25 protein-coding genes are annotated in these 26,279 nt (G+C 40.2%); 9 read left to right on the forward strand and 16 right to left on the reverse strand.

All coding sequences use genetic code 11. The annotated features are described in order from the left end of the window. Positions 1-37: 37 nt before the first annotated feature. The 4 genes from E4S40_RS01505 to E4S40_RS01520 form a co-directional block, all read right to left on the reverse strand. On the reverse strand, positions 38-2,455 hold the full coding sequence (locus E4S40_RS01505; protein ID WP_135069827.1) for a zinc-dependent metalloprotease: 2,418 nt from the start codon (positions 2,453-2,455) through the stop codon (positions 38-40). Between the two features lie 72 nt (positions 2,456-2,527). After that, positions 2,528-4,630 carry a ComEA family DNA-binding protein gene (locus E4S40_RS01510; RefSeq protein ID WP_135069830.1) on the reverse strand — a complete coding sequence of 701 codons (2,103 nt, stop codon included), beginning with the start codon at positions 4,628-4,630 and terminating at the stop codon, positions 2,528-2,530. Then, complete coding sequence (locus tag E4S40_RS01515; protein WP_135069833.1) at positions 4,618-5,436, reverse strand: PorV/PorQ family protein; 819 nt, start codon at positions 5,434-5,436, stop codon at positions 4,618-4,620. Before E4S40_RS01515 ends, E4S40_RS01510 begins: the two co-directional genes overlap by 13 nt. A 105-nt stretch (positions 5,437-5,541) precedes the next feature. Further along, positions 5,542-6,984 carry a POTRA domain-containing protein gene (locus E4S40_RS01520; protein ID WP_237563101.1) on the reverse strand — a complete coding sequence of 481 codons (1,443 nt, stop codon included), beginning with the start codon at positions 6,982-6,984 and terminating at the stop codon, positions 5,542-5,544. A gap of 57 nt (positions 6,985-7,041) precedes the next feature. Between E4S40_RS01520 and yidD the strand changes: the two genes are divergently transcribed. Then, a complete protein-coding gene (yidD, locus tag E4S40_RS01525) occupies positions 7,042-7,266 on the forward strand; it encodes a membrane protein insertion efficiency factor YidD (RefSeq protein ID WP_237563102.1) in 225 nt (74 codons plus the stop codon). Here yidD and E4S40_RS01530 read toward each other — a convergent pair. Genes E4S40_RS01530 through E4S40_RS01550 form a run of 5 tightly spaced genes read right to left on the reverse strand, consistent with a single transcriptional unit; the run spans position 7,263 to position 12,487 of the window. Beyond that, complete coding sequence (locus E4S40_RS01530) at positions 7,263-8,369, reverse strand: prolipoprotein diacylglyceryl transferase (RefSeq protein ID WP_135069839.1); 1,107 nt, start codon at positions 8,367-8,369, stop codon at positions 7,263-7,265. The two genes, yidD and E4S40_RS01530, sit on opposite strands and share 4 nt — an antisense overlap. A 1-nt stretch (position 8,370) precedes the next feature. Beyond that, entirely contained in the window at positions 8,371-10,212 is a 1,842-nt protein-coding gene (nadE, locus tag E4S40_RS01535; protein WP_135069841.1) for an NAD(+) synthase, read from the reverse strand. A gap of 18 nt (positions 10,213-10,230) precedes the next feature. Further along, positions 10,231-10,971 (reverse strand): ribonuclease III, encoded by a 741-nt coding sequence (gene rnc, locus E4S40_RS01540; protein WP_237563103.1) that lies wholly within the window; start codon positions 10,969-10,971, stop codon positions 10,231-10,233. A 9-nt stretch (positions 10,972-10,980) separates the two neighbouring features. Continuing rightward, positions 10,981-12,231 carry a beta-ketoacyl-ACP synthase II gene (fabF, locus tag E4S40_RS01545; protein ID WP_135069843.1) on the reverse strand — a complete coding sequence of 417 codons (1,251 nt, stop codon included), beginning with the start codon at positions 12,229-12,231 and terminating at the stop codon, positions 10,981-10,983. 19 nt (positions 12,232-12,250) lie between these two features. Then, positions 12,251-12,487 (reverse strand): acyl carrier protein, encoded by a 237-nt coding sequence (locus E4S40_RS01550; protein WP_024282156.1) that lies wholly within the window; start codon positions 12,485-12,487, stop codon positions 12,251-12,253. A gap of 152 nt (positions 12,488-12,639) precedes the next feature. On the opposite strand from E4S40_RS01550, the gene E4S40_RS01555 reads away from it, so the two are divergent. The 6 genes from E4S40_RS01555 (at position 12,640) to E4S40_RS01580 (ending at position 19,181) form a co-directional block, all read left to right on the forward strand. Continuing rightward, positions 12,640-13,068 carry an IPExxxVDY family protein gene (locus E4S40_RS01555; RefSeq protein ID WP_135069846.1) on the forward strand — a complete coding sequence of 143 codons (429 nt, stop codon included), beginning with the start codon at positions 12,640-12,642 and terminating at the stop codon, positions 13,066-13,068. Positions 13,069-13,070: 2 nt separating this feature from the next. Then, positions 13,071-14,495 carry a pyruvate kinase gene (gene pyk, locus E4S40_RS01560; RefSeq protein ID WP_135069849.1) on the forward strand — a complete coding sequence of 475 codons (1,425 nt, stop codon included), beginning with the start codon at positions 13,071-13,073 and terminating at the stop codon, positions 14,493-14,495. A 135-nt stretch (positions 14,496-14,630) separates the two neighbouring features. Then, positions 14,631-16,940 (forward strand): fasciclin domain-containing protein, encoded by a 2,310-nt coding sequence (locus E4S40_RS01565; protein ID WP_135069852.1) that lies wholly within the window; start codon positions 14,631-14,633, stop codon positions 16,938-16,940. Between the two features lie 97 nt (positions 16,941-17,037). Continuing rightward, positions 17,038-18,090 carry a sensor histidine kinase gene (locus E4S40_RS01570; RefSeq protein WP_135069855.1) on the forward strand — a complete coding sequence of 351 codons (1,053 nt, stop codon included), beginning with the start codon at positions 17,038-17,040 and terminating at the stop codon, positions 18,088-18,090. After that, positions 18,041-18,814: a LytR/AlgR family response regulator transcription factor gene (locus E4S40_RS01575; RefSeq protein WP_135069858.1), complete on the forward strand. Its 774-nt coding sequence runs from the start codon at positions 18,041-18,043 to the stop codon at positions 18,812-18,814. The genes E4S40_RS01570 and E4S40_RS01575 overlap by 50 nt, the downstream gene beginning before the upstream one ends. Position 18,815: 1 nt before the next feature. Next, positions 18,816-19,181, forward strand: coding sequence for a hypothetical protein (locus E4S40_RS01580; protein ID WP_135069861.1), 366 nt, complete (start codon positions 18,816-18,818; stop codon positions 19,179-19,181). A gap of 2 nt (positions 19,182-19,183) precedes the next feature. On the opposite strand, the gene E4S40_RS01585 is transcribed toward E4S40_RS01580, so the two are convergent. From E4S40_RS01585 to E4S40_RS01605, 5 genes are read right to left on the reverse strand one after another with little or no spacing between them, the layout of a single operon-like run. Then, the gene (locus E4S40_RS01585; RefSeq protein WP_135069864.1) at positions 19,184-20,758 is read right to left on the reverse strand and encodes an NFACT RNA binding domain-containing protein; all 1,575 of its coding nucleotides are present in this window, start codon (positions 20,756-20,758) and stop codon (positions 19,184-19,186) included. Beyond that, a complete protein-coding gene (locus tag E4S40_RS01590; RefSeq protein WP_135069867.1) occupies positions 20,758-21,522 on the reverse strand; it encodes an MBL fold metallo-hydrolase in 765 nt (254 codons plus the stop codon). Before E4S40_RS01590 ends, E4S40_RS01585 begins: the two co-directional genes overlap by 1 nt. After that, a complete protein-coding gene (locus E4S40_RS01595) occupies positions 21,519-21,797 on the reverse strand; it encodes a hypothetical protein (RefSeq protein ID WP_135069870.1) in 279 nt (92 codons plus the stop codon). Before E4S40_RS01595 ends, E4S40_RS01590 begins: the two co-directional genes overlap by 4 nt. 2 nt (positions 21,798-21,799) lie before the next feature. After that, the gene (locus E4S40_RS01600) at positions 21,800-22,177 is read right to left on the reverse strand and encodes a response regulator (RefSeq protein WP_135069873.1); all 378 of its coding nucleotides are present in this window, start codon (positions 22,175-22,177) and stop codon (positions 21,800-21,802) included. Further along, positions 22,174-22,929 (reverse strand): response regulator, encoded by a 756-nt coding sequence (locus E4S40_RS01605; protein WP_135069876.1) that lies wholly within the window; start codon positions 22,927-22,929, stop codon positions 22,174-22,176. Before E4S40_RS01605 ends, E4S40_RS01600 begins: the two co-directional genes overlap by 4 nt. 44 nt (positions 22,930-22,973) lie before the next feature. Between E4S40_RS01605 and miaA the strand changes: the two genes are divergently transcribed. Further along, positions 22,974-23,885 (forward strand): tRNA (adenosine(37)-N6)-dimethylallyltransferase MiaA, encoded by a 912-nt coding sequence (gene miaA / locus E4S40_RS01610; RefSeq protein ID WP_135069880.1) that lies wholly within the window; start codon positions 22,974-22,976, stop codon positions 23,883-23,885. 18 nt (positions 23,886-23,903) lie between these two features. Here miaA and E4S40_RS01615 read toward each other — a convergent pair whose 3' ends face one another. Both E4S40_RS01615 and pfkA read right to left on the reverse strand, forming a co-directional pair. Beyond that, on the reverse strand, positions 23,904-24,239 hold the full coding sequence (locus E4S40_RS01615) for a hypothetical protein (RefSeq protein WP_161971750.1): 336 nt from the start codon (positions 24,237-24,239) through the stop codon (positions 23,904-23,906). 1 nt (position 24,240) lies between these two features. Next, entirely contained in the window at positions 24,241-25,215 is a 975-nt protein-coding gene (gene pfkA, locus E4S40_RS01620; RefSeq protein ID WP_135069887.1) for a 6-phosphofructokinase, read from the reverse strand. A 117-nt stretch (positions 25,216-25,332) separates the two neighbouring features. Here pfkA and E4S40_RS01625 point away from each other — a divergent pair, with 117 nt between their 5' ends. Continuing rightward, positions 25,333-26,223 carry an aldo/keto reductase gene (locus tag E4S40_RS01625; protein ID WP_135069890.1) on the forward strand — a complete coding sequence of 297 codons (891 nt, stop codon included), beginning with the start codon at positions 25,333-25,335 and terminating at the stop codon, positions 26,221-26,223. Positions 26,224-26,279 lie beyond the last annotated feature (56 nt).

Below are 26,279 nucleotides of genomic sequence, written 5' to 3' on the forward strand. Positions count from 1 at the left end.
AAAAAACCTCCGATTTTGATTTCGGAGGTTTTCAAATTTAAAATTCTAAATCACAACTCATACTTTCCATTCCAATTGGAGCACCGTCCGGAATCTTGAGGCTTTCCGGACTGCTTATTTCATGAGGTTGATCCAAATAGGCTTGGATTTTATCACTCAGGTATTTTCTATGGGTGCCCAAAAGACCACTTTGAGAAGGGGATTGTGAGATTTTTTCTAATTGCATTCTTGCAATGGCTCTCACAGAATTGGAGGCGTTTCCATTCTTAGAAAGATTGATGAGGTATTCAACATATTTTGCTTCTGTCATCATCTTGATTTCCTGCTGTAGGCCAGAAGGGAGGTTGTTTTGAAACAACTGATTGCTGATTTGATTCAAGACGCTTTCGAAACTAGGAAGACTGGAATTCTGTAAAGCTTGTAAATGAAGACGATTTGCTCTTCCACTTTCCAAAAGAAAGGTGAATACTGCATCAACAATATTTTCAGCAGGGGCAATAGGGTCAAATATCGGCCCGGTTCTAGAAACAAAGGTTTCCCGATTTTTTCCATATCCATAGGGACGTGGAGGAATCAAAGCCAAAATATGTTGAGGTACCTCCAGTTGTTCTGGTTCAATGGTTTTTAATAGAGCCGAAACTGCTTCATTTTGAAGTTTAGAATCAATCCAAGAATGATTGGGCTGATTGTCTCCTTTGACTTTGTACAAGTAATCCAAACCACCGACTACCTTGCTCGTGGCTTCTACCTGATAGCGATGCATAAGGAAAAGAGGAACGAGCACTTCTTCTAATAAAGCTTGAGGAGTTCCATTTGGAATAGCATTTAAGCCAAATGATTGGAGTTTATTTTTTCTCAATTCCAACATTCGAAGTAATTCCTCAGGAGCTGATTTTCCATTATCCCATAAATGGGAGCGTGGGTGAGCACCACTTGGATCTCGGGAATCAGAATCAGTGATGAATTCATACCCTGCATCGAAAGTCTCTTCTAAGGTTCTATTCAAGAAAGTTGCTTCATCTTCGCCGGCTTTTGGATACCCATAACCATAAGTAATGGCCCATTTATCCCACTCTCCAATTTTGTCATCATATGCAGCGGAAAGATCCAAATTTCCTTGACTGTCTTGAGTGATCAATGGGTAAGGATAATCCATAACAGAAGATCGACCTGAAGCAGAGGTAGCATAACTATGTGCCAAACCGATAGTATGACCAATTTCATGAGCCGATAATTGACGCAATCTTGCTAATGCTAATTCCAGCATTTTTGGATCGGCTGGTTTTCCATCCTCAAATGGCTGTAATAATCCCTGAGCAATCAAGTAATCTTGTCTCACGCGAAGGGAACCTAAAGAAACCTGTCCTTTGATGATTTCTCCTGTTCTTGGATCTCGAATACTGCTTCCATAGGACCATCCTCGAGTCGATCGGTGTACCCACTGAATGACATTGTATCGCACATCCATCAGGTCCATTCCTTCCGGTGCCAACTCTACTCGGAAAGCATTTTTAAAGCCTGCAGCTTCAAAAGCCTGATTCCACCAATTTCCTCCCTCAATCAAAGCCGAAGCTACCGGTTCTGGAGTACCACGATCCAAGTAGTAGACGATCGGTTCGACAACTTCAGATACTGCTGCATTTGGATCTTTCTTTTCCAATCGGTGTCTAGAAATGAAGCGCTTCATGATTGGGTCTGAAATAGGAGTGGTGAAATCCATGTAACTGATGGAAAAGAAACCACCCCGAGGATCGAATTCCCGCGGAGTATAATTATCGTCTGGCAACTGAATAAATGAATGCCGCTGTCTAACAGTCACTGCATCAGGACTAGGTGTCACAGACCGAATTAGTCCTCCCGTTGCATTACCAGTCAAAGTAATTGTGGCTTCGACTTCGGTATTTTGAGGGAAGTTTTTGGTCATTTCATAGTAAAGGCCAGAACGAGAAGCATCCACTCGATAAGAGCCCTGACGGCGTTGGCTAAGGCGATCAGATACGCCATGAGCATCCTGCATATAAAAATTAGTGGCATCTACGATAAATCCATCTCCGCTCTTTTGCGTAATCTCAAATCCCCATAGTATGGATTCTGCAAATGCATCTTGGACGGATTTTACCTCATAAGGATTGGATGAGTAGGCTCGGAAATCATAGTTTTTGTGAACCAAGAAAAGCTTGTTTCCGGATCTTCTAAATTCCACTATTCGGGTATTTCCTAATTGACCTCGGTCCAAGCCGATGTCATTGGAACCAACCCCTGCAGTCAAGGAATTGACATAGAGAAATTCTTTTTCCAAATCCTCAATTTGCAGATAGATTTTCCCCTTTTCTCTATCTAGATAAAAATCAACGAAGCCTTCATTTTGCTCAAGTTTGCTTAAATCTAGATTTTGGGAGAAAACAGGAGTAATCATCCCAAGGAGGATAATTGCTGTTGTAAGTAATTTATTCATAAGATTTGGTGGTAATAACGAGAGGTTCAAATTATAAAAATGGTGGCTTCTATACACACCATTGATGGAAATTTAGCGATTTAGAAAATATCGAAGAAGAAGGGTGGTTTCAGATTGTCTATTTCCTTGAATTTCCTGAAGCCCGGAACTTATTTTTTCCCGATCGGTATAGGTAGTCCTTGCCCATCTAAAGTAGAGTCTGAGTTTTTTCGAAAGATCGTATTCACCGAGTAAATAATACCGTTGTCCTTGCCCCGAAAATGCCGGAATTGAAAAAGTCCAAAGAACATGATTTTCGTATGCATAAATTCTGCTGTCATAATCATCTGTATCAAAAAGGGCGTATCTGGCTGTAATTTTCCATCGACTCTGATCTAATCGGATATCCTGAACCACCATCATGCCATTGCTTTGTTGACTTTGGATAGTGACTTGACTCCACCAAACTCGGCTTCGGATAAATAGATTTTTGTTGATTCGATAGTCTAGATTGAAAAGACCATTTCGCCTTTTTACAGTCGCACTTTGATAGGTGGTTTGGGGTTCATTTAAATCGGGAAGATTTCGATCCTTTTGTTCTTCTCTGTATTGGAGAAATACCTGTAGGGATTTTGAAGCTTGATAGCTAAGTCGAGTCAGCCATTCATTCCCAAAAGAGGGATTATAGAGCCTATATTTTAGCCATGGAAATCGAAAAAAATCGTAGTAAGCGTTGAGCTTCCATTTTTTTATCGGCCTGATTTCCATTCCCATATAGATACCCCGTTCATTAATTGGTCTGCTACTTTCAGCAAAGGCATTTCCATAGAAGCTGTGAAAGTTTTTGTCATAATTTCGCCAAAGCATGGAAAGATCGACTTGTGAGCTTAAACTAGTAATGAACCCCAAGACGCTTCCATTTCCACCAGATTTGGAAAGGGCTGATTCTCCGAAAAACAAAAAGTTTTTCCAGTTATAGTTGAAATAGAAACTTCCTAACTGATTCGTCTTTCCCTGGAATTCAAATTGATTGTAGGGTCTTGAGGTTGGTATCCATTCTTGACTGAATTGGGTATGTAAAAAAGTGCTCCCTATAGAAAGTTTTGGATTGACCTGAAATTGAATTGCAGAGCCAATATTGTATTCCCGAAATTGATTTTTTGTGCTTATTTCGGATGGTGTTCGATGGAGTCCACTTTGATTAAAAGAATTGATAAAAAAGTTTTCATCGGCCAAACTATCAATTGCCGACACCGATCGTCCATCCCGCGGAGCCGAAGAAACTAAGGCCGTGAATTCCCATTTCTTGTGTCGATAAGTTGCTGCTCCACCTCGAAAAAATCCCCACTCTAGGGAAGCCGTGTAGGGCAAAATTCCTACCGAACTTCTCCGAATTGTTGGGACTGTTTCTGCTCCTTTACCCAGGGTATAGCCAGCTCCAAAGACTAAACCTTGCCCAAAAGATGCCTGAAAATCTCCTAATGCGAGGGTTTTCCATTTTCCAACTTGGTATCTCTGAAAATGGAAAGAAAAGAAATTGAATCCATACCGACGGGAAGGATGATTCCAAATGAATTGTTCGCCGGCATCCTTATCCAAGGTAAATCCCAAACTAAAATCGCGTGAACGTTGGGTTCTGAATCGGAGGTACAAATCATTGGGATCGCCCAAATATCGGCTACTGATTCTTCCTGTACTTGAAGTGTCAGGAGGGCTAAATCCTTTCCTTTTTTCCCAAACTCTCCGATGTCTAAAAATTAGAAAGGTTTGTTCTTCATTTCGAAGCCGTTTCCAGAAAGGTTCTGTTCGCTTTTCTCCATCTTCCAAAGTGACAAAGGGAATAATTCGATCAATGGTCTCTAAATCAAATTCAGGAATAGCCTGAAGCTCATAAAGTGAAAGCAAATTACCATACCGACTTCGATAGGAAAGGAGCCCGTCAATCTGGGAGGGAGTCAAAAGATAAATTGCCTGCAATGCGTCGAAATCTGCTTTATTAAGGTTGATGGGATTTAAATAGAGTTGGAGCAAAACTTCATAAATCCGCTCGTAGTCAACATCTTCTTCCGGTATAGGAAAAAGGCGCTCAATTAGGGATTCCAGATCAATTTCTGGCCTTTGGACTTGTTGGGGAAATGCGGAGTGAATTCCTAAAATCCAAATAAGCAATGCCGCTATTGTTATCAATCTCCCCATTGGTAATTCAGGCTTAGGTGATTTGTCGAACCAAGAGGGGCTAATTGACTATACGCATAATCCAGTCTCAAATTTCCCTTTTGAATACTGAATCCGGCAAAAAACCGGGAAGGTTGTGAATTGATTCCGCAGCGTAGAGATAACCATTTTTGGAGGCGATATTCCAATCCGGCCTTCAGCTGAGGGGCTTTCTGTATATCTTTTTCCAGTTCGACGAGAAGGCTTAAAGACTCGATTGGTAGATAATGCAAACCCAGTTGTACCAGAGTAGGTAGGCGGGAATTACTTTCTTTACTGATTTTTGCTCCATTAATATTGCTGATATTGGCTCCAAGGAATACTTTGGGGCCTAATTCTGTTATGCCTCCCAGACTAAAAAGAAGTGATCCGCCACTTCCAAAACCTTCTAGTTGGGTTTGAAAATATTCCATTTTCAAGCCGATGCTGTTTATTCCCAAAGTATGTGAATAGCCAATCCCGATGGCTTGTTGATTGAAAAGCTTTCCTCCAAATCGGCTGATTCCAAATCCGAAGGTTCCATTCCTATTTTTGATTGCAGCTGCAAGGCTCCAAGTGGTAAGCTCCTGAAGTCCAAAGCGATGGTCGTATCCAACTGAAATCCCGGACTTATTAATTCTATCCAAAGCCCCGATATTGTTGAAATAAGACCAGGTAGATGGGAGATGCACCCGCTGATTTCCGATTCCCTGATTTTGAGCACCATGGACCTGCGTTAAGGGATCAGTTTGGGAAAAAGCTGAAAATAATATTCCCAGGAAAAAGAATAAAAAACCACCTGCTTTCATGAAAAAAGGCTGAAAAATCTACCATTAATTTAGGTAAAAAAATGTCTAAACTACAAATTGAGTCAATGGAAATTTAAGTCAATGAGGTTTTTGACTAAAAAAGTCTTAAAAAGGTGCCTTAAAGTTCAGGAAGAAATTCCCCTCTCCTTGATTGTTCAATGAGTATTCAAATCGAAAAACAGAGTCATAGAATCCAACCAAATCGATACCAAGTCCATATCCGAAAAGATAGCGATTGGTGAGGCGAGCATTCTCGGGAATTAAATTTCTGTCCTTGACATAGCCATGGTCAAAGTTTGCACTTAGGTAAAATCGGAAAGGAACGGTACTGAATTGCTCCAAAGGCATGACGGAGGATACATCAATTTCCCAATCGATAAATTTCCAACGGAAGCTATTTTTATGGACATACAATTGCTGCCCTTCTATCACATTTAATTCATAACCCCGGATAAAATTAGGTGAATATCCTATTCCTCTAACCAGAGTGTAAGGCTGTCTTTGGCTCAAAAACCAAGAGCCAGTTAGGCCTGTGACAAAATGAAAGCGATCATTGAGACTCAGGTATTTGTTGGCAGTCAGACTGACCTCGATTTCATCAATATCTTTTGTGTTAAATATTCCGTATTTGGTTGCTGAAAGTTGTAGAAGTTCCCCTTTAGTGGCATAAGCTGCCAAGTTTCGGTTATCATGCCGGAAAGAATAACTCATGTAGAGGTATTGAAGCTTGTTCTCTCCATGTTGAAAATAAGTTGGGTTTTGCACCAAGACTTCGGGGTCTATTTTGGTCGAGGTATATCCCAAGGTGAAGAAGTGGAAATTATAGAAAGTTCGTCTAAAGGTATATTGGATTGCCGCAGTCAGATTTTCACGGAGTACGTCTTCTGTTTCGCTTGTGAAAAAGAGCTGTCTATTATTGGCAGATCGAATGGGAATGGTTTTTTGCTCAAAGTATGTGAACTGACCGGCAAGTCCATGCTTTTGTTTCTTGTCAATGTAGGGTTTGCTGTATCGCAAATCCAAAGCTCTTGTAAAGCCAAGTTGACCGCTGAATCTCAATTTCTCATTCCTTCCACCGACATTGGAATGAGAGACTCGAAGTCCATAATTTACTCTAGAAAAGTCCCTTCCTTGATTGGTCCACCATTCGGAAAAGTTACGGTCAGCCAATTGGAAAATAATAGAAGGGATAATATACCAGCGCTCTTTTACAGCGATTAAAACCTCCACCTGATCTCCACCTGTAAAAAGCGGAGTGATTTCTACCGAAGTAAATAGCCTGAGGTTATAGATTTTATTTCGATCTGCTTGAATTATTTCCAAGAAGGTGTCTAAATCGTAATAATAACCTTGCCCAAAATCTAATTCCCTCAGAATGATGTTTTTTTGGGTTTTTTCATTTCCGATTACAAAAATATTATTCACAAAAATACTGTCAGGTGTATCCATCTGTACAGGTGAATAGGACGTATCCTGTGCCAAGACTTTGGCAGACCATCCCCAAAAAATGAAGATTAAAATGGAAATATGTCTGAATGAAAGTCTCAAAGGGAATTTTCAGTTAGTACTTTTGGTTTTGAAAAGGCCATGCATCATAAACAACCAATGTGGAAAAACCTTGTTAGAAAAATTGCCATTTTTCCCGTTTTAGTATACCAATATACCATTTCGCCGCTTTTTCCTTCATCTTGTCGATATACACCTACCTGTAGTCAGTACATGAAGGAAGCTATTCTGAAGCATGGCCCTTTTAAAGGCGGCTGGCTAGGAATCAAACGAATCTCCCGTTGCCATCCATGGGGAGGACATGGGCATGACCCGGTTCCTTAATTAGCTGGCTTTTTCAGCCCCATTTTCAAAGCTCTTGCGATCAAAATAATTCCTCCCAAAACTAGCGGAATACTAAGAAGTTGCCCCATGTTGAACTGCATAGCATCTTCAAATTCCACTTGGTTTTCTTTGAAAAACTCCCATACGAAACGCATTCCAAAGACCATTACTAAGAATAATCCCAATAGCAGACCATCGGGAACCCGTTCCTTGTATTTCGCCCATATCGACAGTAAAATCAAGAAAATCACGAAATAGGAGAGGGATTCATAAATTTGAGTGGGATGCTTGGTTTTTCCAAAAGTTTTGATGGTAGCCACATACATTCCTGGCTCTTCTTTCAATTCCAGATTCAAGTCACTTTCCAGGGGCTCTGCTAAGTATTGCTTTGAGGAATTAAATTGAGTCAATGCATATTTTACGTCACTTCTAAGGGTGTTTTCCAAGGTTTCCTTTGTGAAATTTCCCTTATTGATTCGGATTTCAATGTTTACCGGCACAATTCCATTGCCTTGTAGCTCATTCTCCCGGTCCGCAGGCTTGTAGGCATCAATGGATTCGATTGGAACACGAAGGGATTGAAGAATTTCTTCAATATCCCAGGCGTAGACAATGCCTTGGTCGGTTCCAGTATCTTTTCCACCTATTTCAGAATTCATCAAATTTCCCAATCGAATCAACGCTCCGGTCATAGCAGTGACGATCACAATCCGGTCAACTACCCACAAATAGCTTTGTCCAGGAGTCTTTTTTGCATAAATCCAAAGAGCAATCAAAATCGCGATTGCTGCTCCATGGGAGGCTAATCCACCTTCCCAAACCTTCAAAATTTCAATTGGGTTGCTCAAATATTTTGCTGGCTCATAAAAAAGCACATGTCCCAGTCTGGCACCGATGATAGTCGCCAATACCATGTAAATGGTCAGCTTGTCAACCAGATTTTCATCATGACCTTCCTTCCGGAAAAAGTAAACCATGAATTGTTGGGAAATGATAAATCCCAAAGCGAAAAGTAAACTATACCATCTTAAACGATCAAAACCAGCAAAAACAGCTGGATTTGGATCCCAAACAATGTAATTCAAAATGGAAGTAATGTTCATTTTAAAGTTGCTCTAGTTGCTCTAACTCTTCTTTGAAACCTGCCGATAAAATCGGGAATCTATACCAGGTTTTAGGGTCTACATTAAATTGATCCAAATGGAAGGAAGGAGCTAGTCTTTCCCGTTTCCATTGGTTTCTAGCCCAAAGTTGGAAGAATTTTTTGATATATGATTTTAAAAGTCCCTCTTCGAGTTCAAGTTCTTCTTTGAGAATCAAAAACACGTCCATAGGTGACCGCCGATCTCGAATGGCTAGTTTTTCGATTTCGACAATAACGGCATAAGGCATCAGATCCTTTTCATCAGTTTGAGTTCGCTCTTGAGGACGTAACTCAGCGGTTGGTTGCAATGAATTGACTTTGGCAAGACCTGGACGGTTCAGGTTTTTTTCCGCCCATTGAATCCAATGTAAAATGAAATGCTTATCCACTCCGGCAATCGGAGAAATACTTCCACTGGTATCTCCATCCATGGTGGTGTAACCTACATCGCCTTCAGACCGATTGGATGTTGCAAGCAATAATGCATGCTTTAAATTGGCTAGCATCCAAATAATCGGAGAGCGGGAGCGTGCTTGAATATTTTGAAGGGTGATATCGTCTTGTTCCCAAGTCAATTTCCTTCCAATTGCCGATTCTATTTTAGCGGTGTAGGAAGCAACTTCCTCATCGATGGTCCAATGATGAAAAACCGCCCCTAGACTTTCAGCGAGGGATTTCGCACTCTCAAAAGTGTCTTGGGAAGAGTTAGCAGTTCCTTGATAAGCAGTGGTAAGAAGAGTTCCTACCAATTGCTTTTCAGGGTTCTTGGCAAATTTTTCATAGTCAGAAATCCCAATTTTTTCGCAGAAGCGTTGAAGTCCCAAATCTTGCAAACCTAACTTCACCATCTCTGCTACCAAAACCGCCACTGTGGAGGAATCTGCTCCTCCTGAAAGAGAAAGTACAAAACCTCGACTTTTACTTTTTCTCAAGTAATCGAATAAGCCCAATGAAGTTGCTTGGGTAAATTCCCATTCTTTGCTTCTAATTTCTGCGATTTCCTGTTCTTTTTCTTCCAATTGAACAACATTTACTTGGTAATCTTGGAAGGATAAAAGTTGATTTCTAAATAATATTTTCCCGGATTTGGCTAAGAGACTTTCTCCATCAAAAATCATTCGACCAGCCTCATTTCCTAAAAGGTTGATATAGCCATAATAGCAATCGAACATTCTGGAACTGTCTTCAATAAGTTTTTTTCGTTCCAAGGTTTTACCCATGGCAAAATGACTGGCACTTGGGCTGACGATGAGGTCAACTTTTCGTTCGCAAAGTCTGTATCCAGGACGGGCCTCACCTCTCCAAGCATCTTCACAGATTTCAAATCCATAATGAACCCCCTTTTTCGTAAAAGTTAAATCTCCCAATGGAACTTCCTTCCCAAAGAAATCCACCTTCACCTGTTGATTTGCTTCCCAAGGGGTAAACCAGCGGAATTCGTAATGAACTCCATCGATGGCCATAAATTGCTTTGCTACAAAACCCAACAACTCACCATCTTCAATGATAGCCATGGTATTGTAGACTTTTTCACCCATTCGATAGGGTAGCCCAACGGCAACCGTGGTATTTTGACAATGAGGAATCAATTTGTTCAGTTGATCCAAGGCTTTTTTTGGATACCAATAGCTAAGAAAAAGGTCCTCTGAACCATAGCCGGTAATGGCCAATTCTGGAAATATGACCAAGTCAGCATTTTGCTGAATAGCCTCTTCCAGAGCTGAAATTATTCGATGCAAATTTCCCTCCCAATCTAAAGGAGTCTGATTGACCGTAGCGAGTGCGAGCGAAAGTGAGGACATGAATGGGTGAAAATTGGTTTAGGTAGGTATTTGGAGAGTTTCACAGGCATTTTTTGAAGCTTCCTGTTCCGCTTTCTTTTTGGTTGGGCCTTTTCCGGTGGCCACTTCTTTTGAATTTACAACCAAGGCAACAACAAACTCTTTGTATCGTTGGTTGCCATTAATTTCTAAAATTTTGTAATCGATGTTCTTGTTTTCCCGCTGGGACCATTCCACAATTTTAGATTTGTAATTCATGGTCGTGGAGATCATTCCCTCAATATCGAAATGGAGTAAAATTCGAGTCAGGATGAAATTCTTGGTAAAAGCATATCCACGATCTAAATATACTGCACCCACGAGCGCCTCCAACATGTCGCCGTAAAGGGATTTGCTGCCTGTAAAAGGTTTTTCCAAAAAGTAGTCTTGTAAGATGGTCCGGAGCCCAATTTTGATCCCGGTTTCATTCAAACTTTCCCGATTTACAAGTTTTGATCGGGTTTCAGTCAAGAAACCTTCATCTCGAAGTGGATACTTTTGAAATAAATACTCAGCGACAACCGACCCTAACACGGCATCTCCTAGAAATTCCAAACGTTCATTGGAGATTTTGTGACCTCGTTCATTTTCCTTCCCTAATCCCGCAGGGGTAAGGGCGAGTCGATAGAGGGAAATATTTAAAGGCTTGCGACCCACCATCAATTTGATGGAGGAGGCAAGCCTTTGATCTTTTTTGTTTAATAAAATACGCTGTAATCCGAGTCGCTGAAGGAGTCTCAAGCTTTTCTCTTAATTAATTTTTTTGAAAATGACAGAGCAGTTATGTCCGCCAAATCCAAAGGTATTGCTTAAGGCTACATTCACTTCGCGCTCTTGAGCTTTATTGAATGTCAGATTCAATCGAGGATCAAACTGCTCATCATCTGTGAAATGGTTGATGGTAGGAGGGATGATCCCGTTTTGAATTGCCAAAATAGAGGCAATTGCTTCAATAGCTCCAGCCGCTCCTAACAGGTGACCTGTCATGGATTTTGTACTGGATATATTCATATTGTAAGCATGCTCACCAAAGACTTTTTCAATAGCCTTGGTTTCACTGACATCACCCAATGGGGTAGAAGTTCCGTGAACGTTGATGTAATCAACATCTTTTGGTTTCAGATTCGCATCTCGAAGTGCTGCCTGCATTACTTCACTTGCTCCTAATCCTTCTGGATGAGGTGCGGTAATATGGTTGGCGTCAGCAGACATACCACCACCTACCAATTCAGCATAGATTTTAGCACCTCTGGCAACTGCATGCTCGTATTCTTCCAAAATCAGTGCGCCAGCTCCTTCTCCCAATACAAAACCGTCACGGTCTTTATCAAAAGGTCTGGAGGCTGTTTCTGGAGAATCATTGCGTTGTGACAATGCCTTCATGGCGTTGAAACCTCCAATACCAGCTTCGGTAACTGCAGCTTCAGAACCACCTGAAATGAAAATATCAGCTTTTCCTAGTCGGATATAATTGAATGCATCAATCAAGGCGTTGGTTGCAGATGCACAAGCAGATACTGTTACAAAGTTTGGACCTCTGAATCCATACTTAATTGAAATAAATCCAGCACTGATATCCGCAATCATTTTTGGGATAAAGAATGGATTAAATCTAGGAGTGCCATCACCTGTTGCGAAAGCAGCTACTTCCTCTTGGAAAGTACGAAGTCCGCCGATTCCGGAACCCCAGATAACTCCTGCTCTGGATTTTTCAATTTTTTCAAGATCCAGCCCAGAATCAACAATCGCCTCATCGGCGGTAATCATTGCGTACTGGGTGAAAAGATCCATTTTGCGTGCTTCTTTGCGGTCAATAAAATCATCTACATTGAGATTTTTGACCTCACAGGCAAATTGGGTTTTGAAAAGTGAAGCATCGAATTTGGTAATTGGTGCAGCGCCGCTTACACCCGCTACCAATCCCTTCCAAAATTCTTCGGAAGTATTGCCAATGGGTGTAAGGGCACCTATACCAGTTACAACAACTCGTTTCAAATTCATGGAATGAATTTAAGGGTTATTATTTGACGTTAGCCTCCAGGTAGGAAACAGCCTGTCCGACTGTACCAATTTGCTCAGCCTGATCGTCTGGGATGGAGATATTGAATTCTTTTTCGAATTCCATGATCAATTCTACTGTGTCCAAAGAATCAGCTCCCAAATCGTTGGTAAAGCTTGCTTCCATAGTCACTTCAGATTCTTCTACGCCCAGTTTGTCAACAATGATGGCTTTTACTTTTTGTGCAATTTCAGACATTTTGTGATCAGTTTAGTTAATAACACTCCGCAAAGAAATATATTTAAAAGCTAATAGACAAAGAAATGATTCAAGTAAATTTTTGACAGAATCAAGACTGCCCTTCGAATGTTTTTTATTTCTAACTTTGAACTGCGCCATGTTGTGCCCCTATGAAGAAGGTAAAACTACAAATAGAACATACCTATGATTTTGAACTTTTGGGCATTGTATCCCCTGTAAAGGATTACAAAATGGCTTGGTTAATCAATCGGGAATTGAATATCAACTTGATCCGAACTGAGGATTTGGAAATTGAGTTTTTGTCCGTTCCCAATCTGAAAATTAGCCAATATTTCCTTTCTTTACCGCACGGATATATCCAGCTTTTGAAAAATAAAGCGCTAAGCTCCGAAAGACAAGTGTCTTATTTGATACCGGAGCTCAAATCCATGGATTACTTCCTGCTAGTACAAGATGAAACCTATCAAATTGATGCCCAGTTTTTTGCTTCAGAACTTTCAAAAAACCCATTTATTCAAAATGTCATCAAATTGGACATCACTAAACTAAAGTCGAAAGAAAACCTACTAACCTATTAAAAATGAGTCATTTCAATAAAACCAAAATCCTAGCCACCATTGGTCCTGCTTCCAATAATTATGAAACTATCAAAAGTTTGGCAGCAGCCGGGGCCAATGTTTTTCGGTTGAATTTTTCTCACGGGACGCACGAAGTGCATCAAAAAGTAATCGAAATCATTCGAAGAATAAATCAGGAGGAAAATTTGAACTTGGGTATCCTTCAGGATCTTCAAGGACCGAAAATCCGGGTAGGAGAGGTTGAGAATAATGGAGTGGAAATTGCTCCTGGAAATAAAATCACCATCACCAATGACCCTGTGGTGGGTACTTCCTCCTTGGTGTCCACCGTATATCAAAATCTTCCTAATGATGTGGTTCCAGGTGACCGGATTCTGATTGATGACGGAAACTTGGAATTAGTGGTAGATGATACAGATGGTAAAAATGTTAATTGTACCGTCATTCACGGTGGAATTTTGAAATCCAGAAAAGGAATCAACCTACCAAATACAAAAGTCTCTGCACCTTCATTGACTGAAAAGGATATCGAGGACTTAAAGTTTGGCCTTGAGCAGGAAGTAGATTGGATTGCTTTGTCATTTGTGCGTTCTCCTGAAGATATCTTAGATTTAAGAGAGCGAATAGAGAAGGCAGGTAAGAGCTGTAAAATTGTAGCCAAAATCGAAAAGCCTGAAGCGCTTGAAAATATTGATGAGATCATCGAGGCGACTGATGCCATCATGGTAGCACGCGGGGATTTGGGAGTGGAAGTTCCTCAGGAGATTGTACCGCTTTGGCAGAAGAAAATGGTCGAAAAATGTAAGTTGGCATGTAAACCAGTGATCATTGCCACCCAGATGATGGAAAGCATGATTAACAATCCTCGGCCAACCCGAGCAGAGACCAACGATGTAGCAAATGCCGTTTTGGATGGTGCAGATGCTGTGATGCTTTCAGCGGAAACTGCTTCTGGAAATTATCCGGTCAATGCAGTCAAGGCTATGTGCAGCATAATTACCTATTTGGAGAAAAATGCAGAGATTTATCATCATCTCTATAAGATTCAAGAAGACGAGCCTACCTTCTTAAGCAATAATTTGATTTTAATGGCTGCCCGTCTTTCTAGGAATGTAAAAGCAAAGGCTATTGTAGGAATTACATCTTCTGGCTTTACTGGCTTCCGATTGGCATCTCATAGGCCTAAGGCAAATATTTTTGTATTCACCAGAAATAAAAGATTGATTACCCAGATGGCATTGGTTTGGGGAGTTCGCGCCTACTATTACGAAAATCAAGTTTCCACAGATGCTACATTTGAGGATATTGAAAACACTTTAAAGAATGATGAGCATGTCAATTCTGGTGACATCATTATCAACACAGCAAGTATGCCGCTCAAAGAAAAAGGCCGAACCAATATGTTGAAGATTCATATCGTGAAATAATAAAAGCCCTTCGGGGCTTTTTTCAATTCAAGGGGAAGTATCTACAGTTCAACTCACATTTTCAACAATTCAAAGAATTACCTAAATCAGTATTAGCAATTGAGAGGTTTTGAAAGAAAACTAACCAATATCGCTATGTTCAAATTCTTAAAGTACCTGTTTATTGGGGCTTTTATTTTGACCTTTGTCTCCTGTGAAAATGAAGACTATCAAGGTCCAGTCCCGCTTCCAACGTTAATGCAAGCCGCTGAAGACGCAGGCTTGACCACTTTAGTCACTGCTGTACGTTCTATTCCAGGATTGGAAGCAGCATTACAAGACCAAAATGCTATCACGGTTTTTGCGCCAACTAATGATGCTTTCGCCAATGCGCTTGCTGAATTTGATGCCAGTAGTTTAGACGAGTTGGTGGAAAAATTAGGAGGTCCTATGAATCTGCAGACTGTCCTAGGATTTCACGTTGTTCCGACAGCGATTTTTCAAGATCAATTAAGTGAAACCAACGTGGTTACAACTTTAGCAGGTCAACAATTGATCGTTAGACGTGCAGGCCGGGACATCATTACTGTTGAAGATGCAGTAGGTAATGTTGCGCAGGTTGTTATGGCCGATGTAAAAATCGAAAATGGGGCTGTTCACGTAATTGACCGCGTTTTGATTCCATCTATTGAATTGCCAAAACCTGATTTGGTTGAAGCGGCAACTGATGCAGGATTGACCACCTTATTAACTGCAGTTACTGCTGTGGATGGTTTGGCAAATCAACTTCTTTCCGCAGGAGCCATCACTGTGTTTGCTCCAACTAATGAGGCTTTTGCAGCTGCCTTGGAAGTTTTTGGAGCTGCCGATTTAAATGAATTGGTCTTGAAAATTGGAGGAATTGAAAATCTTGAGAAGGTGTTAGGATTCCATGTGGTGCCAGCTGTTGCTTTCTCCGGAGATTTACAACCAACAAACACTTTTACTACGCTTTCCGGCCAGGAAATCACTGTGGAGGTAGCAGGTGGTGTAGTAACTGTCATTGATCAATTGGGTAGAACCGCTCAAGTGGTTGCCGCCGATATTGAAATTGCAAATGGAGTAGTGCATGTCATCAACGGGATGATGTTGCCGGACTTGATGCTTCCTAATATTGTGGAGGCAGCTCAGGCGGCCGGATTGACTACATTATTGGATGCAGTGACTGCTGCCAATCTAGGTGGTGCCTTGCTAGGAGCTGATGCAATTACAGTTTTTGCACCTACTAATGAGGCTTTTGGAGCTGCTCTTCAGGCTTACAACGCTGCTAATTTGGATCAATTGGTTGCCAAAATTGGCGGAATTGAAAATTTGCAGACAATTCTTGGTTTCCATGTAGTTCCTGCAGTAGCTTTTTCAACTGATTTATCAGCTACAAATACATTTACAACACTTGCAGGTCAGGAATTAACGGTAACTGCGGGAGGTTCTGGAGTAACTGTTACTGATGCTTTGGGAAATACTTCAAATGTGGTTGCGGCTGATGTTGCTATCTCTAATGGTGTCGTGCATGTAATTGATGGGGTATTGCTCCCTGAATTTAGCCTACCAAACGTGGTAGAAGCAGCTACTGCTGCAAATCTTACTGTTTTGCTAGATGCCGTTACAGCTGCTGGTTTAGGACAAACTTTACTTGATGCGGAAGCCATCACGGTATTTGCTCCTACCAATCAAGCTTTCTTGAATCTTCTAGCTGCCTTGAATTTGAATTCTCTTCAAGAGTTGGTGAATGCTGTTGGTTTGGATGAAGTTACTCGAATTCTTGGCTTCCACGTAGTGCCTGCTACTGCCTTCTCCTTTGATTTGGCAGAGGGAGCTCAGACAGTTCCAACTTTAGCTGGAGAAGATTTGACTGTGACTAGAAGTGGTTCTTCTGTGACCGTAACTGATGCTAGAGGAAATACCTTTAACGTAGCCGTTGCGGACGTTGCTATTGAAAATGGAGTTGTACATGTGATCGATGGTGTTTTGTTGCCAGAAGAAGATCTACCTAATTTGGTGGAAGCAGCTACTGATGCGAACCTAACCATTCTTTTGGATGCAGTGACAGAAGCGGGCTTGGGTCAAGCGTTGCTTGATGCAGAGGCGATTACGGTATTTGCTCCTACCAATGATGCTTTTGTGCAATTGCTTGGAGACCTAGGAGTTGCTTCTTTGGACGAATTGGTTAATGCGATTGGAATAGATGGATTGCAGAAAGTATTGGGCTTCCACGTCGTTCCTGCAGTCGCATTTTCTACTGATTTGGCAGAAGGAACTCAAACTGTTCCAACCTTGGCAGGAGAAGATTTAACTGTGACAAGAACCGGTGGAACTGTTACTGTAACTGACGCAGGAGGAAAAACTTATACAGTACAGGTTGCTGATGTGGCCATTGAGAATGGAGTGGTTCACGTAATCAATGGAGTATTGCTCCCAACCTTATAATATTATAGATTTAACTACCACATGCAAGGGGAGGGAAAAAATTCCCAACCCTTGCTTTCTTATTTAATTTCAAAAGAAGGGGAAAGGAAGTAGCGGAATGTTCAGCCATCAATACAAATGGATTTTTCCGGGTTTATTGGGGATTTACTCCTTTTTTAACATCCTAATCTTGGATGGAGATAGACTTTTTCAGGCAGCATTACCCCAAAAGCAACTTTTCATCCTTATCCTGGTCTTGTGTTACCTCGTATGGGGTATAAATTTTTTAATCGAATCATGGATTCTTCCGAAAATCACCAAAATTCATCCGCTGGTATTCCAGTTCTTTGCAAGTTTTATCCTGATTTCAGGAGTAGCTTTGTTATCTGTTGAGGTAACTGGAGTATTATTTGGTGGGCCTTTCGGATTGACTAGGCCCAACTTCCTTTTGACCTTGGGTTTTCTTTTTCGGATTAATCTTTTTCTAAATTCTGTTAATGCTATTTACTTTTTCAATAAAAAATATGGGGAGAAAAAATTAGAGGCCGAGCGATTGAAATTGCTCAGCACGGAAGCCAAATTGGAATCCCTTAACATGCAGCTAAATCCACATTTTTTCTTCAATAATCTAAGTGCCCTTTCTGTTTTAATCCATGAAAATGTCCAATTGGCAGATACTTATCTGCATAAGTTGAGTGGGATTTATCGCTATCTTCTGAATAATAATGTCCATGAATTGGTCACATTAGAAGATGAGCTTGAGTTTTTAAACGATTACTTGGATCTGCTGGCAATACGTTTTGAAAAATCCCTTTCATTCGATATTAACATCCAAGTAGATGTGAAAAAGAAAATGGTGCCTCCTGCAGTTTTGCAGTTATTGGTAGAAAATGCTGTTAAGCACAATTATTTTACGGAGGAAGAACCTTTAGAAATTCGTATTGAAGCTGTTTCAGATAAGTTAAAAATTTCTAATCTAAAGCAACTTAAAGAAGCACTAGAAGAATCTACCGGAATAGGCTTACAAAACATTTCTGAAAGATATAGGTTTCTTAATCAATCCATTGAGATTAAAGATGGAGAGCAGTTTTTTCAAGTTACCTTGCCTTTGATAGAAATTTATGAGACTACTGTTGGTAGAAGACGAACCCCTCGCACAACAACGGATTAGGTCCATCATTGGAAGAAACTTCCCCGATTGGGAAGTGATTGATGCTATTCAAAGTATCAAAAGCTTAAAAGAACATCTTAAGAACACTGGGAATTTTGACATGATTCTCTGTGATATTCATTTAGCGGATGGCTTAAGTTTTCGTGCATTTTCAGAATCTCCTGAACTTTCTATTCCCGTTATTTTCATCACGGCTTATGATCAGTATGCACTACGGTCTTTCGACCACAATTGTCTGGATTATGTGCTTAAACCTATTGACGAAAAACGCCTAGTCAAAGCTCTTGAAAAAGCAGTGAAATACCATGATCAAGGATCTAAATCTATATTAAATCAAGAATTAATTGATAGTTTATTAAATAATTATAAATCAAAGTCTTATAAGAAAAGATTTTTGACGAAAATGGGAAATAGGTATGTGTTTATTTCCGCTGAAAATATTGCCTATTTTTATTCGGAAGATGGCTTGACTTATTTGGTGGAAAGTGGTTCTTCTACTCGATATATCATTGACCATTCCCTGAGTGAATTAGAGTCTGATTTGCTTGATCCGCTTAAATTTTATAGAATAAATCGTTCAATGATTATTCATCTTGATGATTTAATCGAAATTAAACCTTATGTAAACGGCCGATTAGCATTGTCTATGAATACCAAAGCCGAGGCAAACTTAGTAGTGGCCCGTGAGCGAGTAAATGAATTTAAAAATTGGATTAATCAATAGCATGAGTCGCTTTTTCCTTCTTTTCATTTTTTTGGGATTGCTTGTCTCCACATCCTTTTCCCAAACCACATCCCAACAAGCTAATCTAGACTCTCTGAGAAGAGAAATCCGGGCTTTAGATCAAGAATTGTATGAAGTTCAATTGAATTTGGACCGTTCCAAAAATCAGCTGAAAAAGGGAATTTTTATCGCAACAATAGGATATACGGTGACCATTATTGGCGGTCAATTATTGGGTAGTAATCCAGATGTAGGCAAGACTTTGCTATATGTAGGAGGAGCAACTGGTATTGTTGGAACAGTAGTTCTGGTCAAGGGATTTAATAAAATCTCACTGAAAGCACCAATTCTACCTCCTAGTTACTGACCTTATTTAGCGATTTCTTCAGAAGGTCCTTGAGGTTTTACCAAAATGGTACTTTCTCGATCGACTAGTACCATTCCTGGAGCACTTCCTTTCACTTTGCGGACATATTTTGCTTCTGTGTAAATCACTGGAGCCAAGCTTTCATTTTTCAATTTGGAATAATAGGCAGCTAAGGATGCAGCTCTTTCCAATACAGTTTTGGGAATTATTTTTCCTACAGCATTTCGAATTATCACATGGGAGCCTGCCGCCTGTCGGGCATGCAGCCAAATGTCGTTTTTATGTACAAAATTCCGTAGCATTTCATCATTGTCCTTTGCCGATTTCCCAACCCAGACATCCATTCCATCAATATGAAACTGCCTGAAAGGAAGATTTTCAGGTTCCTTGGAGATTTTAGTTTCTTGGCCGTTTCGCTTTTTGAAATCTTTAAGCGCACGAAAATCTTCCAGTTGATGGAGTTCTTCTAGTAACTCTTCCAAATGAAGTTTTTGAAGTTCTTTGGACTCAATAGATTCTTTGAGCTGATCCAGCTCAATTTGTCGGTTTTTACTTTTTCGGTAAAGTTGAGCAGCTAAGTCCTGAGGTTTTTGTTTCGGTTTTAGTTCAATTCGAATAGATTCCTGTGTGTAAAAATTTAATAGGTTCTGAGCCGAATTTCCATCTTGGAATGCATGGAGATTGGCCATTATCACATCTGCGATTTGAGAGGGTGGAGGAGCGGTTTCCAATTCTAGCAACTTACTTTTCGCCTTTGTCAGGTAATTCTCCGTTCGCTTTAATTGCTCCGAAAAATGTTTGGTCAATTGCCGTTTTTCTTTCTCAAAAGCTCCAACTACCAAGGCCTTGTAGAAAAGTTCATTCAATGCCTCAAGTGGATCGGAGAATTGTGCAATAGCCTCCTCTTCGGGTAATAAACTGAGATAAACCTCTTCATCCTTTTTAACCAAAGAAAAAATGGGGCTTTCCAGCATATCGATTACCTCCAGCATGAGCTGCCATTTTTCCTCGAGATTTGCGGAAAGGTATCCCTTGTTTTTAAGCCATTCCCGAGGGATTTTTCCAAGCGTTGGCAAAAACTGAGAGGCATTCCCCTCCAATTCCCAAAACCGTTCTTGACTAAGGTTCAAATCTTTCTCTAAGCTTCTCCAGTCTAAGGTATTATCATCCTGAAATTCATTTCTAAATACCCGTAGAGGCTCAAATTCATTGGCTTTGTAGAATAATAAATTACTGCGATTTCCGTGAAGTTTCAGTAACAGAATAGCTCCGGATTCAAACTGTAGGTAAAAGGCTCGCTCATAATTTAATGCTTTGCAATGCGCTACTTTTTCTCCAATTAGTTCTGGAAAAAGATTGATGGAGTTTCGCTTAGCCCGCTGGAATTTTTCCGGAAAAGAATAATATATGTGAGGGGATAGGAAGTGTGCTCGAAGGTATCTGAGTTCCCCGTTTCGCTGAAATTCAATAATCAGCTCATCCTTGTTTTGAGAAAAACAAGCTTTGATTTCAAAGCCCTTTAATACTTCCTGAATCCTGGGACAGAGGAATCGTAGAAAATGAAAATTCAAATGCATCAGGGCAAATTTAAAACGAGTCCATCATATGCAAGATGGATTCCTTCGGGAAGTTCCTTCTCCACTTCTTGGTGTAGCCCTAATTTATGCGAGATATGTGTAAAATAAGCCTGCTCAACATTTAGTGAGCCCACTTGTTCTATGGCCTCTTCTAAAGTAAAATGAGATTGATGAGCTGTCTTTTGGAGGGCATTTAAAACCAATATTTTTGAGCCCTGAATCAATTTTTTAGATTCCTCAGAGATAAAATTAGCATCTGTGATGTAGGTGAAATCTCCGATTCGAAAACCCAAAACAGGTAGTTTATGGTGCATTACTGGAATTGGAGTCACTCGAATTCCTTCTACCTCAAATGGAGCATGATCGATCACGTTAGTAATTACTCGCGGCACACCTGGGTATTTGACTTCAGAAAAAATATAGGAGAATTCACGCTTGATTTGATCAATTACCTGCTGTCTCCCATATATGGGCATATCTCGATTCTGCCGAAAATTAAATGGACGAATGTCATCCAAACCGGCAGTATGGTCTTTATGTTCGTGTGTAAAAAGCACTGCATCCAAATGAGAAATGCCTGCCCGAAGCATTTGCATCCGAAAATCAGGTCCGGTGTCGATGACTATGCTTTTTCCATTGATTTCAATATGAGCGGAAGTGCGAAATCGTTGGTCCCTAAAATCCAATGATTTACAGACCTCGCAATTACAGCCAATTACGGGGATTCCTTGTGAAGTACCGGTTCCTAAAAAACGGATTTTCAAAACTTCAATTGGGTTTGTTGCAATTCTTTGAGAAAATCTTGAACGGACTTTTCGCTGAAGTCTTGAGGGTTAAACTGCAATTCTCCCAAAATGTCTACCAAAGCATTTATTTTCCCCTCTAGAGGGAAGTATTTGTTTACAATGACAATTTTGGTGTCTTTCAAAATGCAATAACCTGATTTAAAATTTCCTTTTTCATAGCGAAGGATATAATCAGACGCAGCAAAAAGGTTTTCCAATTTGTCTAAAAAATGTTTGGTGTATTTGATTGCCATGACTAGTTCAGGAATTTTTTAACCGTAGCCAGTACCCGGTCATAATCCAGGGGTTTTTGAATAAAATCATCAAAGCCTGCCTTTCTGAAATCCTCATGGGTCATGTTATGTATATTCCCGCTGATTGCAATAATGGGAATGCTGGATTTTTTCTCATCCTTCATTTCCCGGATCAATTTGGTACAGGCGATTCCATCCAATACAGGCATGCTGATATCCATCAGAATCAGATCAAAATCCTCATTTTCAAGTTTTTCCAAGACCTGCTTTCCGTTTCTGGCAGCAGTCATCTCATAGTTTTCGAATGCTAAAACGTTCTTGGTAAGGTTGATGATGATGGAGCTATCTTCCCCAACAAGTATCTTTTTTGGTAAACTCATGGCTTAAAAATAATTTCTTCCTTGAAATATTGCTGAAATGATTCAATTTCTTTTTCTAAGTGGTGTAGGACTTCCTTCATTTTTTCAAAATCCCCACTTCTTCCAAAGGCCTCTGTTTTTGCTGCAGCTATATAAACCAAATTTATTCCGAGTGTGCCTGCGTTTCCTTTGATAATGTGAACCTGCTTTACGACCTCCTCAGGATTTCCAGATTCGATAGCTTCTTTGGATTCCCTTAGAAGGGAAAAAGCTTCATCCAAAAAATCCTGGTAAATCTGATATATGGTCTCCGGTTTGTTGTATTTACTAAGTTGCTCAAACACTGAATTATCAAAAATTATTTCTTTGATAATCAATTGATTGTATTCCTTTTCTTTGTTTAATGGTTTATCTTCTAAGGCCCGCTTTATTTTTTCTAAAAACTCCTTGGGACGAATGGGTTTCGTGATAAAATCATCAAACCCTTCTTGGATAAAAGCGCTCCGGTCACTTTCATCCGCAAAGGCTGTCACCGCTATGATAGGGCAATTGTTTTTGCCTTGAGATCGAATTTTTTTGAGTGCGTGAATCCCATCGATTTCTGGCATTTGAATATCCATTAGGATCAAATCGTAGTCTTTTTGGCTGGCTTTCTCAATAGCCTCTCTACCATTGAGTGCGCTTTCATAACTCCAGATTTGTCCCACCAAATTCTCAAAAAAACGGCGATTCAAATCATTGTCCTCTACGATCAGTACGCTTTTGCTTTTCATTCCTTAAGTTTGGAATTTTGAAACGAAACCAAAACTCGCCCATTTTGCTTGTCCAACCCACCTTGATTTTGATCGTAGGCCCTACTGCTGTTGGCAAAACTGAACTATGCCTCAATCTAGCCAAAAAATTCAAAACAGACATCGTTTCCTGCGACAGTAGGCAGTTTTATCGTGAGTTGGAAATTGGTACAGCTAAACCTAGCCCTGAGGAGTTGGCTACAGTTCCTCACCATTTGATTAATTCAATTTCTATTTACGAGGAGTATGACGTTAAGCAGTTTGAGCAGGATGCTTTGAAGATTTTGGAGGATTTATTTAAAGAAAAGCAAGTGGTTATCATGACAGGAGGCTCCGGTCTTTTTGCCAAAGTAATTACAGAGGGTTTGGATGAAATGCCTGAAGTTGAGCCTGGAATTAGAGCTCAAATCATTCAGGAATTTGAAGAAAAGGGACTGGCATTCCTACAGGAAGAAGTGAAAAAAGGAGATCCTATTTATTTCTCCGAAGTGGATATTCAAAATCCTCAACGCTTGATGCGAGCTTTGGAAATAATCCGGGGAACAGGAAAACCTTTCAGTTCTTTTCGAAAGCGAACTAAAACTGATAGACCTTTCCGGGTTTTGAAAATCGGGTTAAATAGAGATCGTGAGGAACTTTATCAACGAATTGATGCCCGGATGGATCAAATGATTGAAGCAGGTTTATTTGAGGAGGCGAAAAAATTCTTTGACCAAAGACACTTGAACGCATTACAAACCGTCGGTTATCAGGAGATTTTTGGTTTCCTGGAAGGAAAATATGATCGAGAAGAAGCTATTCGTCTACTCAAGAGAAATTCCAGACGATATGCGAAAAGGCAATTGACTTGGTTTAAAAAAGATACTGAAATTCAATGGTTTAATCCTAGTGAGTTAAATCAGATAATGAATTGGATTGATAAAGAATTGGTCACTTAATCAACCTCAAAATCAAATTTAAATTTCCCGAAAACCGCCAATTGCGGCTACCCAGTTGTAAGGAGCTTTTTTGATCAGGCGATTGTATTGCATTCGATTTACTTTCAGCTCTCGCACGATTTCCAAAGCCTCTTCTATTTTAGGCTGTTTCTTTTTCGATTCTTTCAATTTCTCTAGAATTTCATCCGGATTTGGAAATGAATCTGCTGGAATCTGAAGTTCGGGTGATAGCTTTCCTAATGAATTCAATAAATCACGTTGCAAGGAGATCTTTCGCTGCAGCGTATATTTTACAGTCATAAAAAACAGAAGACTAGCCCCTGCAATAGTCAGAAATAAGGGAATATAGCCCATTTTAAATACTTAAATACTCAATTAGTTTCAAATGATCCGGAATCAGCGGCTTGGTTTTGCCAATGCAATCTCCAAATGGAGTATAAACAACTTCCTGATTCATAATTCCTGCCATACAGTTGGATTTGCCTGCTATCAGACCTTCTACAGCTGCCATTCCGCATCTTGATGCTAAAACCCGATCTCGGGCCGTAGGGTTTCCTCCCCGCTGAATATGTCCTAAGGTAGTTACCTTAAATTCTTTGTTTTTATCGTTGATTTTGGATTTAACCTTGGTCATGATTTCCGCAGCACCTCCTTCTTTATCTCCTTCGGCAACCACAATAATGCTTGAAGTTTTGGTTTTGCGAAGGTTTTTGAGGGATTTAACCACAGCATCCAAATCGGTTTTGGTTTCTGGAACCATTACAAACTCAGCCCCGCTTCCGATTCCGGATTCCACCGCAATAAAGCCAGCGTCACGCCCCATTACTTCAATGAAAAATATTCGATCGTGTGCTGCAGCCGTATCTCGAATTTTATCGATTGCATCGAGGGCAGTATTCACGGCCGTATCAAATCCAATCGTATAATCAGTTCCGTAGATGTCATTGTCAATAGTTCCAGGACAACCTACCATCGGAATTCCAAACTCTTCATGGAAGATTTTTGCTCCTGTGAAAGTTCCATCACCACCGATTGCCACCAAGCCTTCAATTCCGTGAGCTTTCAGGTTTTCAAATGCCTTTTTTCGTCCTTCTGGAGTTCGGAATTTTTCCGAGCGGGCGGATTTAAGCATAGTACCTCCTCGCTGAACAATATTGGAAACTGAATAGGTATAAAGTCTCTTAATATCGCCTGCAATCATTCCTTCATATCCATGGTAAATACCATAAACTTCCAATCCTTTGTAGATGGCAGTTCGAACTACCGCTCGGATGCAGGCATTCATTCCAGGACTATCTCCACCGGATGTAAAAACAGCTATTTTTTTCATTTTAATAGGTTAAAAGCTTTGCAAAAATATGGATTAAAGAAAGAAAGCCTTACTTTCTAAAAAGAATAAACTGTAAATTTTCTCTCGGTCAAATCCATAATCAGAAAAACTGAAAACATGAAAAAGGTGTTTTTGCCTCTTGCTGAAATTGAAATACCGCAGATTTCTATAGGATGCATGTCTCTGCCTGAGAATTTCTCCGATGCTGAAAAAATTATCCATCGAGCTTTAGATTTAGGTATCAATCTATTGGATACGGCTGATCTCTATCAAAAAGGCCTCAATGAGGAAAATGTAGGAAAAGCAATCATAGGTAGAAGGGACAAGGTTTTGCTAAGTTCCAAAGTTGGGAATCAATGGCGAGCAGACGGAAGCGGTTGGGATTGGAACCCTCGGAAATCCTACATTTTAGAAGCGGTAGAAAAAAGCCTGAAACGATTACAGACGGACTATTTGGACTTTTACCTTCTCCATGGAGGAACAATCGATGATCCTTGGGATGAGACACTTGAAGCTTTTGAAATATTAAAGCAACAGGGAAAAATCAAAGCTTTTGGAATTTCTTCCATTCGCCCCAACGTCATTCGAAAAGTTTTGGCAACGGATCCTCCAAGCTTAATCATGATGCAATACAGCCCTTTGGATAGAAGACCTGAGGAATCTGTTTTTCCCTTTTTGGAAAAATCTCCAAGTAGGGTTCTTGTTAGAGGATCGTTAGCAAAAGGATTTTTATTAGATAAAACCCCAACAGCCTCCCTGAATTTTGGTCCTGATGAGGTTAAAAATGTCCGAGAAGGAATTCGAGACAAGGGATTTGATCCTCAAGCAGTTCTGATAGCATTTGGACTTTCACAGCCGGCGGTAGCATCCTTATCGGTTGGGGCAAGTTCGGTAGATCAGATTGATAAACTAGGAAAGGCCTATGAACTCAGTCAAACCATTCCCTTGAATCTAATTCAATCATTAAGGCAACAAATACCTGCCTTCACTTACGAAAATCACCGATAGTCCAATTTTTTTCAGCTGAACTGAAAAATCCCCTAATTTCGAATTCACCCAAATTC

Source organism: Algoriphagus kandeliae (assembly GCF_004571135.1).
GTDB classification, from domain to species: Bacteria; Bacteroidota; Bacteroidia; order Cytophagales; family Cyclobacteriaceae; genus Algoriphagus; species Algoriphagus kandeliae.